The following is a 14,774-nucleotide window of genomic DNA, read 5'->3' as shown; positions in this document are numbered from 1 at the left end:
TTAATAACTATATATGAATCGACTATCAACATTTCAAGAGCGTGAACTCAAATTTTTCCTAAATAGCTATTAGACTAATACTCACTTTAACTATTGCTAAAAACAAAAATCCAGCACTCACAAAGTAAATACTGGATTTTAAAAGTATAATGCCATTTCCTGCTAATTCGTTAAACTCAAATAATAAAATTTGAACGATTCAGCCAGGCTAATAACAATTAATCAGTGGTCTTAGCACAACTATTAACTTCTGAGCCACCACGGAAGAATTTTGGGTGACCACCATTTGCAGGTGCATATTCAGCCACCTTAATGCTTGGGTTCTTCTCGAAGTATTCGCGAAGTACTGATGCATCACTACGTTGAGTATCAATATAGTTTGCGTGAGCAGTCACGACAGGGTAATCATCGCCACCTTTAGCACTGAAATTAATCAATGAAAAAGTGTAATTGTCGTTAGGATTGAAATCTCGGCCACCTAAAGATGCAATCTGTACGATGTCAGCAGAAGTTGCCTCTGGATTGATTTCAAGTGCATCACAAGCCACGTTCATGTCCATTGGATAAAGCTGAGGCATACCACCACCAGTCTTTACCGCTACACTCGCTAGGTAATCTTGTACTTCAGTGCCTGACATCGTCACAAATGCAACATCATTAGCAAATGGCTGTACTGTCAGAACGTCACGGTATGAAATCGTACCTTCAGCGATAGAATCTCGGATACCACCAGAGTTCATGACACCAAAGTCTACAGTCGCAGCGAAGTTAGCAGTTACCCAATCACCATAGGCACGCGTCAATAACTGACCTAAGTTAGTTTGTTCTGCACGAACCACAGCGCGATCACCTTCAAGCTTGCCATCTGTGCTTGAAATATCGACATCAAGTAGCTCTTGACCAAGATCTTGATAATGCTGTAGTGCATCAATTACCAGCTGATCTTGCTCAATTTCTTCAGTAATGAAAACAAGCTCTTCTTGCTCATTTTCTTCTTTTAGGTTAATTGGGATCAACTTATAGCTAGCTAATGTCAATGCGCCATTGATGTATTCAAAGTCAGCACGACCAACATACTTGCCCCATTCGTGGGCTTGCATAATGTAAGTACCATTTTTCTGATCTGGTTTACACTCATCACCAGGTTTGAAGTCTGCATAACCATCACCTTCCATACAAACTGGATTTTGTGAATGGCCACCAATGATGGCTTGTAGCTTCCCCTTAGCAACTGATTCAGCTAGTTTCACATCGCCAGGAGCTTCTGTTCCGTGTTCACCATTAGCGTAATGACCCATATGGGTTAATGCGAACACCATATCAACCGTTTCGTTTACTTCAATTTCGGCAAGTACTTTTTCAATCTCTACTTGAGGATTAGTAAAGTGCAAGCTTACTACGTTGTCAGGGCTAACAACTTTTGGAGTGTCAACAGTAGTGAAACCTATGACAGCAACTTTTAAACCATTGATTTCAAACACACGGTATGGTTCGAAATAACGTTCATCTGTAGGCATGCCTTCGCTATCTTTTTTATAAATGTTTGCAGCTAGCATAGGGAACTTAGCAATGTTAGCTTGCATATCTAATACTGATAGCGGGTTATCAAACTCGTGGTTACCAACAGCCATTGCGTCATAACCTAGCATCCCCATACCAATAAAGTCTGGTACTGCATCTTGCATATCTGACTCAGGTACGCCGGTATTAATGTCACCGCCTGAAAGTAAAATGGACTCGCCACCTTCGCGTTCAACTTCATCACGAATATTATCGATAGCAGTCTTACGTGCCGCCATACCATATTCGCCATCTTTGTTTGCCCAGAAACGGCCATGATTATCATTGGTGTGAATTACAGTAAAAATAGTACAAGCGTCACCCGCTTCTGCACAGGCTTGTGAAATATACTTATTATCATCGTTATCACTACCACAAGCCGTTAACGCTGTAACAACAGCCGTTGCGACTAGTCCTTTTAGTAAAATCTTATTCATTACAATCAACCCCTTGATTATTTTATAATTTGTAACTTTAACGTTATCTAGCAAAAGGCATCATTTCCTTTTGCGCCCAGTCATCTTAGCAAAGCTTAAGCACATTATGTGTCACATTTATTACACATTGCGATCTAAACGACTCTTTTATATACAAATTATGACAAGGATAGTTCTCATACAAAAACAAGGCTGTTATTAACAAGAGCAATGAACGAAGTGGGTAAACGTGTTTTCAGTAAATAGCAAAATAAAGTCAGATAATACATCAGATTATGCATAAAGCGTTAACTAGCTAATTATCCCTAATAGCGAACAGGCCTATCGATAAAACACCGACAAAGCCTGTTCAAAAAAAACATCAAACAGATTTTATTTTGCGCTTGGCAGGACTTGTTGTAACCAAATAGAGATATCACGTAACTGTTCAGGCAACACATTATGCGCCATTGGGTAGGTTTTCCATTGGGTGTTAAAACCTGCTTTATTCAACAATTCATGTGCAGTAGCGCCTGCTGTGACAGGAACGACATCGTCATCTATGCCGTGATGCTGGAGGATTGGCGTCTCTTGGTTTACACCTGAGATCTCATCAGGCAAAGAGTCACCACTGGGTAAGTAACAAGACAGAGCCATAATCCCGGCTAATTTCTGGGGTAACCTCAAGCCAGTGTATAAACTCATTACGCCACCTTGGCTAAATCCAGCTAACACAATATTTTCTGTTGCAATGCCCAATGCAACCTGCTCTTCAATTAAACCGATGATCGCTTGTTCACTCTGTTTTACACCAACCATATCAGCCCGATCATGCAAATCCATGCTCTTGATGTCATACCAAGCACGCATTACATAGCCACCATTTATCGTTACCGCTTGCTCTGGCGCGTGAGGGAAGACGAAACGTATACAATGATCGGTGCCTAAGCCGAGTGCAGGTACAACAGGAGCAAATCCAGCACCTGAATCCCCTAAGCCGTGAAGCCAAATGACACAGGCTTGGGCTTCTCGGGTGGGTTCAATGGTAATACGCTCAAGTTTGGAGTCTGACATAGTGTCCCTTTGCAATTAGAATTGTTAAATAGGCAGTGATAATACCAGCCTACAATCCGTTAGCCTATAGTGACTCTGACCCAAGTTTACAACTCAAGCTGATAAATTCATAAACCATAAAGCCTTAATTATGTTCACAGTTTTAGAATGGTTAATCCTATTTTATCGGCTTTATTTATCACTATTTAGTACATAAGCTTGTTAGGTGAATAATCAAAAATAAGGCAGTGTTCAAGATGGGTCTTCTTCAAAACGGACGATGGGTAGATCGATGGTACTCAACTAAAGAGAGCGACGGTAAATTTCAGCGTCAAGAATCGAGTTTTCGGCATTGGATAACCCGCGATGGTGCATCATTAAAAGGAGCCGAATCTTCCTTTAAGGCAGAAAAAGACCGTTATCATTTATACGCATCACTCGCCTGCCCTTGGGCGCATAGAACGCTTATTTTTCGAAAGCTAAAAGGTCTTGAAGACTTTATTAGTGTTAGCATTGTTGAACCGCATATGCTCAGTAACGGCTGGGAATTTGCTGGAGATAAACAAAGTGAGCTTGCCCAGCATATTGATGGTGCAGACAAAGACACACTTAATCACACTGACTTTCTTTACCAGCTCTACCAAAAGGCTCAAGCCAACTATAATGGTCGCGTTTCCGTGCCTGTATTATGGGACAAACAGACTCAAACAATTGTAAGTAATGAATCATCAGAAATAATACGTATGTTTAACAGCGAGTTTAATCATTTAACGGGGAATAAAGATGATTTTTACCCTGCGCATCTGCGCGACCAAATTGATGAGCTCAATGAATTTATTTACCAGGCAATTAATAATGGCGTTTACCGTGCTGGTTTTGCTACCACGCAAACGGCTTATAACGAAGCTTATGACGAGCTCTTTAATGCACTAGATAAAATAGAGTTGATCCTCGAAGACAAACGCTATTTAACCGGAGCAAAGATCACCGAAGCCGATTTAAGGTTGTTTACCACCCTCATTAGGTTCGATGCTGTTTATGTTGGCCATTTTAAAACCAATAAAAAACGCATTATTGATTACCCCAACCTTCAGGGTTATGTAAAAGATATTTATCAGCTACCAGGAATAGCTGAAACCGTTAATTTTGAACACATTAAGCAGCATTACTACTTCAGCCATGACACAATAAATCCGACCCGGATTGTACCAAATGGCCCCGACTTAGATTTAACCTCCCCCCATGGCAGACGTTAATCGTCGACTTGATAGCCTTATCTCACTATAAACCCACAGTTAGTGGCTTAACTTACTCCAAGCTCTAACATTATTTGCGCTAACTGTTCGCTCGAGTCTAATTTGATATTCCAGCGAACAGCCCCTGCGTCAGCCACTAGCATTAATGCATCCTGATGAAACTTAATATCATCAACCATTGCGTATAATTGGCAGCCGTTATCCAAGCGCACTTGGACCTCAAAAGGAGAAAGTACAATTTTTCCGTTAGCAAAGTGGATAATCATCAGTGGTTCTATCTCTAAGAATTTGCAAAAAATAAATAAAAAAGCCCAACACTCGTTGGGCTTTAATCAATAAGCAAGCATTGCTTAGTGGTGGTGACCGCCTTTACCATGGGCGTGACCGTGAGCAATTTCTTCACTCGTTGCGTCACGTACATCCATGACCTCTAGGTCAAAAGTCAATTCGCGGCCCGCTAATGGGTGGTTAACATCTACCGTTGCCATGAATTTACCCACTTTAACGATAGTAACTTGGCGTTGACCTTGATCAGTATTAATAAGCGCACGCATACCAGGCTTCCAAACACTTGCGCCCTGCAGATGTTTTACTGAAACACGTTGCTCTGAATCTTCGTTACGCTCACCATAAGTTTGACTTGCAGGTAGAGTCACTGAAAATTTAGCTCCAACATCCTTGCCCGTTAATGCGTCTTCAACACCATGCATCATGTTGTCATGGCCATGAAGATAAGCAATAGGATCTAACCCTTCGTTGGTCTCTAATACTTCGCCCTGCTCATCACGTAATGTGTAGTTAAACTGCACTACTGAATCATCTTTAATACTCATGGTATTCCTTAACTCAAATTTAATGGCCGCAGCTTACCAAAACTTGCCGTAGGCCTCTAGTGTTATCTAGCTTAATGCCTGTTAATACAGGCGTGTTAGCCGCGCAATATGGCTGACTGGCTAATGTTGCGAACCGGGGACGATCAATAAGTGTTCAATCTGCTTCAACACGTCGTGATTTAACAAAGCCAACTGACAAACACCTGAATCGATTTGATGCTTAGATGAGCAATCAACACTCCACTGTCTCAATAAGTATCCAGCTAAAGCGGCTCTACAATTGAGTTTTAGCTGTTTGTCTTGCATTTGATAGTCTAGCTCAATCGCCTCGGGGTGTGCTAAAGAAGGATGCGGCACAAGAATAAGTGCGACTTGCTTATGCCAGAACACGTCTTCATCACTTAACTCATTCGCACTAACCTCTGTCACTCCAAGCTCAATAGTCTTGATTCTTGTCGCAACAAAATCAGTAAACACCTTATTTGTCCGGTCATATGCTCTAATGTGCCAGCGTTGACCATTATTAACTAAAGCATGCGGAATAATTTCGCGAGTCTTTTCGCCAGATGAAACGGAGACATACGCGATTTTAACTGCTTGCTTATCTTGTATTGCGCGCATCAAAGCGGCAATAATTGAAGTCTGCGGATGAATAAGCTGCAGCGCATCTATACATACCGTACTAGGCTGTACCGGATGGGATAAGCCATCACCAAAACCTTTGGCTAACCCATGCAAAATAGCTTCAGGTTCATGATCAAACAAGGGTTTAAAAGAGTCGAGACGGTGATAGGTTTTAGTCTGATGTACTAAACGCATATTGTCAGGAGAGAGTGTTTTATAACTTTGAAAGTCGCGAGTCGCTGCCGCCAGTCCTGTAGCAAACTTTTTGATAAGGTCTTGGCGTGATACTTGACCAAAGTACTGTAAACTAAAATCAATAAAGGCTAAACGTTGTCGCTGTGCGTGCGTTAAATCATCCATTAATGCCATCTAAATGACCCCGTGCAATAAGCACCCGAATAAAATTGATGGGGTCTAACTTAAAGGGTTAACAATAAAGATGCAATCGTTTTGATTACACCTTTATTCCAAGCACAACTTATTTTACTTTCAGTGCATTAAAGCTTGTTTCATCTGGGTAACCATCGGCAATTAGCCCTTGGCTTTTTTGGTAAGCCTGTAGCCCTTTTACCGATTTAGCCCCTAAAATACCGTCTGGCTTGCCCACATCATAACCAAGAGCATTGAGCTGAATTTGTAACTCTTTAACCCGTGCTCGGCTTAGGTTTGGCATTTTAGGGGGCGCCACTTTTAAGGCAACCCCACCATTAATTCTATCCGCTAGATGACCGACCGCTATCGCATAAAATGTCGAGCGATTCCAGCGCATGATCACATCAAAATTGTCGTAACCTAGAAAGGCAGGACCTGTATGGCCTGATGGCACATAAAGCGCCGCTTGCATGTCTGGTGTACTCAGTGCTTTACCACTGGTTTGAGTAATACCTAGGTCCGCCCAACGTACTAATGGCTGCGCCTCAGCTTTACCAAGGTGAGCAAATGAGAAGTTTGCGGGTAAAGTCACCTCCCGGCCCCAACGCTCATTTCGCTTCCAACCCAGGTTTTGTAAGAAATTCGCCGCTGAAGTTAGCGCATCTTCAGTGCTATTCCACAGATCAGCTTTACCGTCTCCGTCACCATCAACGGCATATTTAGCATAGGCCGAAGGCATAAATTGTGTATGCCCCATCGCGCCCGCCCAAGAGCCAACCATGTCTGTTTCAGCAAAGTTATAACGCTCTTTGAGCTTTAATGCTTGCATTAATTCCGTTGTAAAATAGGTACTACGCCTTGGGTCGCAAGCCAGTGTTGCCAACGAATCGAGAACCGACATCTTGCCTTTATATGAGCCAAAGTTAGTTTCCAGCCCCCAAAACGCTAATAAATATTGTGGAGGTATGCCGTACTCTTCAGCCAACTTGTGTAACAGCACTTTATGCTCTTGATAAAGCTTACGCCCTTGTTCTACTCGCCAGTCGGTTACCCGTTTAGTAAAGTAGTTTTCAAAAGATTGGCTAAATTCTGGCTGCTTATTATCAAGTTCTATGACTCTTGGCACGTACTTAACATTTGCCAAAGTCGTATCAATAGTAGATTGCGATAGACCTTGAGCTTTGGCAGTTTGCTGCAGCTGTGCAACACAACTGGCCCAGTTAGGCTGTTCAGTAGAAGCATATACAGCCGAACTCGAAACTAAAAGCGCTGTAGCCAGGGGGATTGATTTAAACAATAGAAGACTCCCAAAATGAATGACTGTAACGTATAAAATGGCGCAGCTTGATTAAACTTACCTTAAACTTAGTTAACTATTTGATCAACGTGACTGAGTGCGAGTTAAAGCAGTACAGCCTAACCGCCATGTAGCCTAAGAAAAATAATGCAAAGTGTAATAAAGCGCTTGTAAAATATCATACTATGTTCGCTGCATAATATAGACTAAATTCACTAAAATATTGCAGCCAAATAACTATCATGTTGCAAACGTCTAAAATGCAAACAAAAGCCGTTGATAATAACGGCGTCAAAGGGGGCGTCCTGTAGATAAATACGTTAAATGACTTGCTAAAATGCTAAGCCAGTTGCAGACTAATACACATTGAAATATAGCTTTGTTACACCTAACCAAACAAGAGATTAATCATGACTGAAATGACTCCTGCATTAGAAAGTTTCATCAATAACGTAAAATTATCCCAGGTTGTTTGGGGCCTTCAAGATGAAACAGGTGAAGGCTGGGTTGTCTGTGACTCGTCAGAATTCGAAGCAACTGACGTGATGCCTTTATGGTCTGAAGAAGCTCAAGCAAAGAGCCACTGTACTGACGAATGGGAAGGTTACACTGCGGTTGCGATTACTTTAGAAGAGTTTTTAGAGTTCTGGGTTAGCGACTTAAATGATGATGGCGTATTAATTGGCATGGACTGGATTGCCGATCAAGACTGCCTAGAGATTGACCCTATCGTACTAGCCACTTCGCTTGTGGACATTGAAAAGAGTAATTAATCACTCTTTTTTACTAAATAAAGCCACTGCAATACCAAAGCGCACAATCTCATCCATTGTGCGCTTTGTTTTAAGGAAAATAGACCGTGTCCGACACTCCCCCATTAATCGATATACCGTTTGACCGCAGACATAACTGCTGGTTTTGTGGTGAGCCAAGTAATCAAAAGTGGGGCTATTTAAAAGAAGCCTATACACCGCACCCTTCCCTAACTGTTCCGTGCTGCAGTGAATGCTTAAGGCTTGCTAAACAACATAAACTCACTTCGATTTGGGACTGCAAAATGGCAGTGAAAGATGAGCTTATGCGAATTTACGAAAAGCACTTAGCCATTGGCGTAAACTGGACGAAGCAAGAACTTGAAGAGTCTGAATTTGAAGATAAAGTCTTTGGTGGCTTTAAGAAAAGTGGTTGGATGATGTATGAAATTGCTCGCGATAGAGTCAATTACAGTGGCTGGGCCCTAAGCCTAAACGGCATGTTCATTGACGATTACGGCTACGATGCTTCATTTAGTTTTGACGGTGTGAATTACAGCTCTGTAAGCCAGGCTATCAAATTTTACGCCAAACAGTTCACGTTAGATAAGCGCTTTTTAGAAGATGTCATCGCAATTGTAGGTAAAGATAGGTTTGGCTATGCTATTCGCATCGCGCAAATTAATATTGCTGCCGTACCTGAGCTCAAGAAACAGGTATTACAAGATTTACGAGAAGAGCACGCTAATTAACACAGCGTGCAAGCCTGTAAATAATTTTGTGTGCTCTATTTAGCTTCGCTATTGGGGTACGTTTAATGGCGGTAACTATACGACTAGCGCCTCTCTCAGCCTATCCTGAACCACTTCAACGAGTAGGTCTGGTTGGAATTTGGAAATAAACCGATTACAACCCACTTTCTCCACCATTGCATGATTAAAACTGCCGCTTAGAGAGGTATTGAGTGTGATGTATAGATCTGACATACGCTTATCACTTCGTATTTCATGAGTCAGTTTATAGCCGTCCATTTCTGGCATCTCTGCGTCAGTAATTAACATCAAAATATGATCGGTTATCACTTTGCCTTCATCACACCATTGCTTAAGTTGATTAAGTGCCATTAAACCGTCAGATACTTCAATCACTTCTAAACCCAGTTGCTCGAGGGTCTCGCGGACTTGTCTTCTCGCCGTTGCCGAGTCATCCGCAATGAGCACTTTACGGCCAACCATTGACGGTAGAAGCCGCTCATCGAGCACGCCATCAGACAGTCTTATGTCGTAGTGAATAATCTCGGCTAACACCTTCTCAACATCAATAATCGAAACCAGTTCTTGCTTATCTTGGTATTCAATACGAGTGATTGCGGTTAGGTAGTTATCACGACCCACCGTTTTAGGGGGAGGCATAATATCGCCCCAGGTCAAATTCACGATATGTTCAACTTTATCGACCAAGAACCCCTGCACTGAACGATTATATTCAGTCACAATAAGATTGCTTTCATCGCGGATAACTGACGGTCTAAAGCCAATCGCTTTACGCAAATCAATCACAGGGATAGACATTCCTCGTAGATTGGCGACACCAATAATACTAGTGTGGCTACCAGGCATTGCACTTAACGACGGAACTTTAACAACCTCTTTGACTTTAAAAACATTAATAGCAAAAAGTTGAGTCACACTAATACGAAACAACAATAACTCCAGTCGGTTTTCACCAACCAGTTTGGTGCGTTGATCGACGCTTGCCAGCAATTGAGTCATAGATGTTCCTTTATTCTTATAAAAACTTAACCATGATTATAATGCTTTACACACTAAAATCATTAACCTATGCCACAAATCGGTTATTTTTATCACTGTAGAGCAACTCATATAAAGCTCAGAATCGCCATGGGTATTAAAGCGGAGTAAATCAGGAAAAATGGCTCGTAGAGAATGTTATACCAATCGTACTAAAGATGTGATTGGTATGACTTGCGTATAGGACTATCCGATCCTAGGACAATAAGCATGATGTAATGAGTCCTTTCCCGCTTCAAATATTTTTCAATTTTGCAATCTCACTAAGCTTGCGCTGCTGCAACAGGAACAACAGGTACAATCCGCGAACCGTGTTTAGTGACCACGTTCATAATGCCAAAATGCAGCTCTTCTGATATGAGCTGAAATTCTGCAAAGTCTGTAGTGCCAATATAGGCAAATACGTTCAACTGCAAACCGTAGAGACCAAAGCCTTTAAAAGTCACTCTAAGAGGGCTTTTCTCTACTTTTTCATGTTGCTCGAGTAACGTTTTAATATCCTTAATGATACTGTGGATCTGCTCAGTACTTGTTTGGTAATCCAGACGGATATCTGTCTTTAGGCGTATTTTTTCTCGTTCAGAGATATTTTCAATATCCATTTCAGACAAGCGTGCATTAGGCACATTAATTACAGTACGGTCTATCGTTCTAATTCGTGTACATCTGAGCCCAATCTCTTCTACAGTTCCAGTAATAGTGCCAAATCGTCCAACATTGCCCACCTTAATCGGCGCTGACGAATATAATGTTAACGTGCCAATAAAGTTTTCGATCGACTGCTTAGAGGCTAAAGCAACCGCAATCCCCCCTATACCTAGACCCGCAAGAATTGTTGACGCGTCAAAGCCTAGATGTTCTAACCAAATTAACACAGACAAGGCAACAAGAATGACTCGGGTAAAGTTTGACAGAGGCCTTAAAAGCGATGCTGCCTGACTATTGCCTTTTTTTATCCAGCGTAAACGCAAGCTGTTTTGGATCACATCTGTTAACGACCAAATAAACCAAACAACGGCAAATAGAAGCAGTAAGCCAGTATTAACTAGCTCTATAACGTTAGCAGATAAGGTTGTATGGGCCATCCACGCTCTGTCAAGCAGTAAAGCCGCTAAAAACCTAAACGGTCCAACAACAAGATGAGCGACATCCTTTTTATATTGATATTCACTGCGTAAAATAAGTTTCTTTGCAATCCAGGTAATAGGTGTAACCACCAGCAAAGCCAATAGAAAATAACAAATGAGCAGCGCCCATTCCCATAAGTTGAGTTTAAAAAGATGCCCTTGTGGAATATGCTTTACAAACCATTCAACGACGGGGCCGTAGCCTAACTCATTATATAATAAGGGAACCTTAGCCACAGTTGCATTAGACACCTTCCAAATTGAGCCGAGTTGTTTATTAGGCACTTTTTGCAACAAGAGTGTAATTTCACTACCTTTGACTTCTACTCGGCCAAACGCATCTCGATAATTAGGTAATTGATCACCGCTGGAGCCACTTGGCGTATCATTTATTTCTTGTAAATTAACCCAGATATTTCGCTCAATAATAGCGATCAGCTGTTTAGCGTATTTGGGACCTAATTCAGCATCCATATCATCAGGAAGATAACGAAGATCGAGGTAGTTCGCAGCTTTATCAAAGTTTTGCTCAAACGCGGCCTCAAATAGTCCAGTAAGCGTCCCCCTTGGCGTGTCTCTAAAAAAACTATCTTGATATTGGTACGACTCTTCTTTTACTAATACCGTATTGGGCTCTTTTTCTGATTGCTGAGCTTTTTGCGCTGCAGACAACACCCCGGTGCTATGAACCGTAAACGAGCTTATCAATAGTAGAAGTAACGCTAACGTTGAGGTAATTCGTAACATTCAGTCTCCTTGAATAGGACTATCCCTTGCATTTCCCGCAAGCATACTCATTCTAGCAAGCTTTAACTCATTGTTAACAAGTTAATTACGACAATAAAGTTTAAAATAAATTACATATTTGCTTGACAAACTATTTGTGCTGAATATAATTCGCACAGTTTTTAAGATAGACCCATTTAGATAGAACTCACCGCCTTTTTGTAAATCCACGATTCGTCGTTTGATCCCCACATAAGCGTTATCTCAACAGGTTAAATCATCTTTATTGACGGTCATGTAACTGTCATAACACTATGCTTTACTGCTCAGCAGCTTGTATTTGTATTATTTTTGCGACATAGCGAACATATTTACACACATAATTAAACGCGAGCCACTTGTATAAGCATCAAAAGATGAGTAGTCTCAAATAGAACTTAAAATTCATCTTTCGCAAAAATGCTAAGGATATCTTATTGTTATAAAGCATTACCTTAAATTAAGGTAGCTTAAAATAGAAGGAGTGTGACCATATGTCATACCTAGTAAACGGACACGAAATTACAGTTAACTTTCCAGTCGATTCAATTTCAGTCAACAAAACATCAATTGCCTTTACCGACAGCCAAGGCAAAAACAGACAAACATTTTCTAAGCGTATTGAAGCGCTTAACTTTATGAAATGGTTATTGTCTAGCAACAAATAAGCTAAAAATAGTATAACTGACTCTTCGATACACCTCCTCTCACTCGTATCGAATGTTTGTCTTCATAGGCAAACGAATAGGACTGACACATCTAATCAGCTATTTAGTCGCATTCATTTGGTTTAGGCCATACCCATCACGGTATATAGCCTAACCAAATGGAATCTACCTTATCTCAATCAACTTCAGCCCAGTACTGGTCACCGCTATTTATCGTTTTTTATTTGCGTAAAAGATTGGCCGGACAATGTATTTGCTATTATGGGTACTTGATGTCTATTACGGGTACTTGCGTTGATACCTTGGTAACATAGTCGCGTTACCCAATAATCCACCTTGATGTATATAAAGCGTTGCCAATTCAGCTTCGTGCTCTATTAGCTTTTCAACGCACATCCAACCTAACGGATCATAAAGCAGTTCAAACTCGATCCCCGAGTCTAATAGCTTGTTATGCATATCGTAAAAAGGTTTATATAACTTGCCAAAATGATACTTTTTATCCAACTCGACTATCTTTGGGTGAAGGTTTGCATTCGGGATAAGTTGGCAAAATTGTTGTTTTAGGTAATCTGGCCCACCAACACAAGCACAAGTATATACTTGGATATTTGTTTCAATAGTCAGCGTATTTAAAACAAAATACTCACTTAAAAAAACAGCAGTTGTCCCAGTACCAGACGGTAAAAACACCCGTAACTCGTGTAAACCCTGCATTTTCGCCCACATTACAATCTCTTGGGCTAACTTATGCACGCCGTACCTTGCGTATTCACAACGCCCACCTTCTGGAACAAACAAGAGTTCATTCCTATCAGGAAGCACTTTTTGTTCAATATACTCAATGACGCTCAACTCTTGTCTGTCTGCAACTTTTGACAGATCAATGATATTAGCGCCATTCGCTGTTGCGGCAGCAAAATTCCCCTTAGTCGATAGCAATACTTGCTCGGCAATGTGATCAACGTAAAAGTCGAGTGTTAAACCTTTTAGTTTGGCTAGTGCCGACATTGAATAAAGTGAATTAGCCACTGGCGAGCCATAACCAACAAGCCCCGATTTACCTGGAAAATCATTATCAAGAAAATAAGCGAATTTACGGGCTTTATTGCCCGAAAATTCTTCACTTAATAGATCATCACGCTTGACGAAGATTGGGTAACCGTTAAACGTTATACTTTCTATCGGGGTATCTGCAAACACAAAAAACTCACTCTATTTCTATTCAAAAGAACAACGGCTTAACTTAATAGCCATAATCGCTATTAAAGATTGATTTATAGTAGATAAACGCTCAGATATCTAAGCGGTAAATGCACGATTTGGAAGGTTTATTGTAAACCCATAACAAGTTTCGCGACATCCTTAAGACGTGAGTGATGCAACAGTTCTAAAAACACCTTGTAAAGATATTCAAAAAAACGATTAAAAAACTAACGACGTAATAGCAACTTAGCGTTAGCTAAAAAATTTGCAGCGGATTTTTAAGCGGATCAAAGGCGCTGAAAGCGAGCTCAATTAGCCAAACTCGCTAAGCTTTAGTCAAAGCACTCATATCAGCCTTAGCTTACCCCATTTTATTTCAAATATAACAAACACTTAAATTTTGGCACGAAAATCGCTTATATCCTGTATACCTCAAGGTGAGGATAAAAATAAGGAGCCGTTAATGGCAGTGCTACGTTTTGTATTTAATATTGCTTGGTTTGTTTTAGGTGGTTTTGTTATGGGTCTAGCATGGTGGTTTGTAGGGCTACTGTGTTTTATCAGTATTATCGGCATTCCCTTCGGTAGAGCCTGCTTTGTAATAGGTGAAATGACATTCTGGCCATTTGGACAAGATTCAATTAATAGACGCACACTAACAGGCGCTGAAGATATTGGCACCGGCGCATTTGGCATGGTGGGTAATATTATCTGGTTGTTGTTTTTTGGTATTTGGTTGGCAATCGGACATATCGCCCATGCACTTGCATGCGCAGTTACGATTATCGGCATCCCCTTTGCGTTACAGCATTTAAAATTGGCGATTTTAAGCTTAACCCCAATTGGCCAAACGGTCGTCGCTAAGGCCTGAGCCCCTCAGCTAATGCATTGATGAGAGAGTTCAGTGTCTGCCCACTCTAGCTGCATCTATAGGCCCCATTCATAAGTACAGGCGTATAGGTGCAGCTTAAAAAGCGAATTGTTAGGTAACGCATACCTTAGCTAACAACTAAGCTCGACTATGTATCAAACAA

The 14,774-nt window shown here is 41.0% G+C and carries 14 protein-coding genes; 5 read left to right on the top strand and 9 right to left on the bottom strand.

From position 1 onward, the window contains the following. Nucleotides 1-218 precede the first annotated feature (218 nt). Nucleotides 219-1,997 (bottom strand): bifunctional UDP-sugar hydrolase/5'-nucleotidase UshA, encoded by a 1,779-nt coding sequence (ushA, locus tag ACVBIL_RS06300; RefSeq protein ID WP_447166131.1) that lies wholly within the window; start codon nucleotides 1,995-1,997, stop codon nucleotides 219-221. A 372-nt stretch (nucleotides 1,998-2,369) separates the two neighbouring features. Next, a complete protein-coding gene (locus ACVBIL_RS06295; RefSeq protein ID WP_447166130.1) occupies nucleotides 2,370-3,050 on the bottom strand; it encodes an alpha/beta hydrolase in 681 nt (226 codons plus the stop codon). 236 nt (nucleotides 3,051-3,286) lie between these two features. On the opposite strand from ACVBIL_RS06295, the gene ACVBIL_RS06290 reads away from it, so the two are divergent. Next, complete coding sequence (locus ACVBIL_RS06290; protein WP_447166129.1) at nucleotides 3,287-4,285, top strand: glutathione S-transferase family protein; 999 nt, start codon at nucleotides 3,287-3,289, stop codon at nucleotides 4,283-4,285. A gap of 47 nt (nucleotides 4,286-4,332) precedes the next feature. Here ACVBIL_RS06290 and ACVBIL_RS06285 read toward each other — a convergent pair whose 3' ends face one another. The 4 genes from ACVBIL_RS06285 to ACVBIL_RS06270 all read right to left on the bottom strand — a co-directional run bounded on the left by ACVBIL_RS06285 (nucleotide 4,333) and on the right by ACVBIL_RS06270 (nucleotide 7,411). Next, nucleotides 4,333-4,551: a DUF3389 family protein gene (locus ACVBIL_RS06285; RefSeq protein ID WP_447166128.1), complete on the bottom strand. Its 219-nt coding sequence runs from the start codon at nucleotides 4,549-4,551 to the stop codon at nucleotides 4,333-4,335. An 84-nt stretch (nucleotides 4,552-4,635) separates the two neighbouring features. Continuing rightward, a complete protein-coding gene (locus ACVBIL_RS06280) occupies nucleotides 4,636-5,118 on the bottom strand; it encodes an FKBP-type peptidyl-prolyl cis-trans isomerase (RefSeq protein ID WP_447166127.1) in 483 nt (160 codons plus the stop codon). Between the two features lie 120 nt (nucleotides 5,119-5,238). After that, a complete protein-coding gene (locus tag ACVBIL_RS06275) occupies nucleotides 5,239-6,111 on the bottom strand; it encodes a WYL domain-containing protein (protein WP_447166126.1) in 873 nt (290 codons plus the stop codon). A 109-nt stretch (nucleotides 6,112-6,220) separates the two neighbouring features. Further along, entirely contained in the window at nucleotides 6,221-7,411 is a 1,191-nt protein-coding gene (locus ACVBIL_RS06270) for a lytic murein transglycosylase (RefSeq protein WP_447166125.1), read from the bottom strand. A 410-nt stretch (nucleotides 7,412-7,821) separates the two neighbouring features. Here ACVBIL_RS06270 and ACVBIL_RS06265 point away from each other — a divergent pair, with 410 nt between their 5' ends. Both ACVBIL_RS06265 and ACVBIL_RS06260 read left to right on the top strand, forming a co-directional pair. Beyond that, complete coding sequence (locus ACVBIL_RS06265; RefSeq protein ID WP_447166124.1) at nucleotides 7,822-8,184, top strand: DUF2750 domain-containing protein; 363 nt, start codon at nucleotides 7,822-7,824, stop codon at nucleotides 8,182-8,184. A gap of 86 nt (nucleotides 8,185-8,270) precedes the next feature. Beyond that, nucleotides 8,271-8,915 carry a hypothetical protein gene (locus ACVBIL_RS06260; RefSeq protein ID WP_447166123.1) on the top strand — a complete coding sequence of 215 codons (645 nt, stop codon included), beginning with the start codon at nucleotides 8,271-8,273 and terminating at the stop codon, nucleotides 8,913-8,915. Between the two features lie 75 nt (nucleotides 8,916-8,990). Here the strand turns inward: ACVBIL_RS06260 and ACVBIL_RS06255 are convergent, their stop codons facing one another. Continuing rightward, complete coding sequence (locus ACVBIL_RS06255) at nucleotides 8,991-9,935, bottom strand: chemotaxis protein CheV (protein ID WP_447166122.1); 945 nt, start codon at nucleotides 9,933-9,935, stop codon at nucleotides 8,991-8,993. Between the two features lie 302 nt (nucleotides 9,936-10,237). Continuing rightward, the gene (locus ACVBIL_RS06250; RefSeq protein ID WP_447166121.1) at nucleotides 10,238-11,848 is read right to left on the bottom strand and encodes a mechanosensitive ion channel family protein; all 1,611 of its coding nucleotides are present in this window, start codon (nucleotides 11,846-11,848) and stop codon (nucleotides 10,238-10,240) included. 512 nt (nucleotides 11,849-12,360) lie between these two features. On the opposite strand from ACVBIL_RS06250, the gene ACVBIL_RS06245 reads away from it, so the two are divergent. Then, a complete protein-coding gene (locus ACVBIL_RS06245; RefSeq protein WP_447166120.1) occupies nucleotides 12,361-12,534 on the top strand; it encodes a hypothetical protein in 174 nt (57 codons plus the stop codon). Nucleotides 12,535-12,813: 279 nt separating this feature from the next. Here ACVBIL_RS06245 and ACVBIL_RS06240 read toward each other — a convergent pair whose 3' ends face one another. Beyond that, nucleotides 12,814-13,737 (bottom strand): 1-aminocyclopropane-1-carboxylate deaminase/D-cysteine desulfhydrase, encoded by a 924-nt coding sequence (locus ACVBIL_RS06240; protein WP_447166119.1) that lies wholly within the window; start codon nucleotides 13,735-13,737, stop codon nucleotides 12,814-12,816. A 466-nt stretch (nucleotides 13,738-14,203) separates the two neighbouring features. Here ACVBIL_RS06240 and ACVBIL_RS06235 point away from each other — a divergent pair, with 466 nt between their 5' ends. Then, nucleotides 14,204-14,611, top strand: a complete 408-nt coding sequence (locus tag ACVBIL_RS06235; protein WP_447166118.1) for a YccF domain-containing protein — start codon at nucleotides 14,204-14,206, stop codon at nucleotides 14,609-14,611. The last annotated feature ends 163 nt before the right edge of the window (nucleotides 14,612-14,774 follow it).

The organism is Shewanella sp. 125m-7, assembly GCF_052977045.1.
The sequence above is the reverse complement of the archived record's forward strand: the minus strand, read 5'-3'. Positions and strand labels throughout refer to the sequence as shown.

What these genes read in the sequence shown, in the direction of transcription:
- ACVBIL_RS06265 (WP_447166124.1), top strand. Translation starts at nt 7,822, where the DNA reads ATGACTGAAATGACTCCTGCATTAGAAAGTTTCATCAATAACGTAAAA.
- ACVBIL_RS06285 (WP_447166128.1), bottom strand. Translation starts at nt 4,551, where the DNA reads ATGATTATCCACTTTGCTAACGGAAAAATTGTACTTTCTCCTTTTGAG.
- ACVBIL_RS06235 (WP_447166118.1), top strand. Translation starts at nt 14,204, where the DNA reads ATGGCAGTGCTACGTTTTGTATTTAATATTGCTTGGTTTGTTTTAGGT.
- ACVBIL_RS06295 (WP_447166130.1), bottom strand. Translation starts at nt 3,050, where the DNA reads ATGTCAGACTCCAAACTTGAGCGTATTACCATTGAACCCACCCGAGAA.
- ACVBIL_RS06280 (WP_447166127.1), bottom strand. Translation starts at nt 5,118, where the DNA reads ATGAGTATTAAAGATGATTCAGTAGTGCAGTTTAACTACACATTACGT.
- ACVBIL_RS06290 (WP_447166129.1), top strand. Translation starts at nt 3,287, where the DNA reads ATGGGTCTTCTTCAAAACGGACGATGGGTAGATCGATGGTACTCAACT.
- ACVBIL_RS06275 (WP_447166126.1), bottom strand. Translation starts at nt 6,111, where the DNA reads ATGGCATTAATGGATGATTTAACGCACGCACAGCGACAACGTTTAGCC.
- ACVBIL_RS06250 (WP_447166121.1), bottom strand. Translation starts at nt 11,848, where the DNA reads ATGTTACGAATTACCTCAACGTTAGCGTTACTTCTACTATTGATAAGC.
- ACVBIL_RS06245 (WP_447166120.1), top strand. Translation starts at nt 12,361, where the DNA reads ATGTCATACCTAGTAAACGGACACGAAATTACAGTTAACTTTCCAGTC.
- ACVBIL_RS06255 (WP_447166122.1), bottom strand. Translation starts at nt 9,935, where the DNA reads ATGACTCAATTGCTGGCAAGCGTCGATCAACGCACCAAACTGGTTGGT.
- ushA (WP_447166131.1), bottom strand. Translation starts at nt 1,997, where the DNA reads ATGAATAAGATTTTACTAAAAGGACTAGTCGCAACGGCTGTTGTTACA.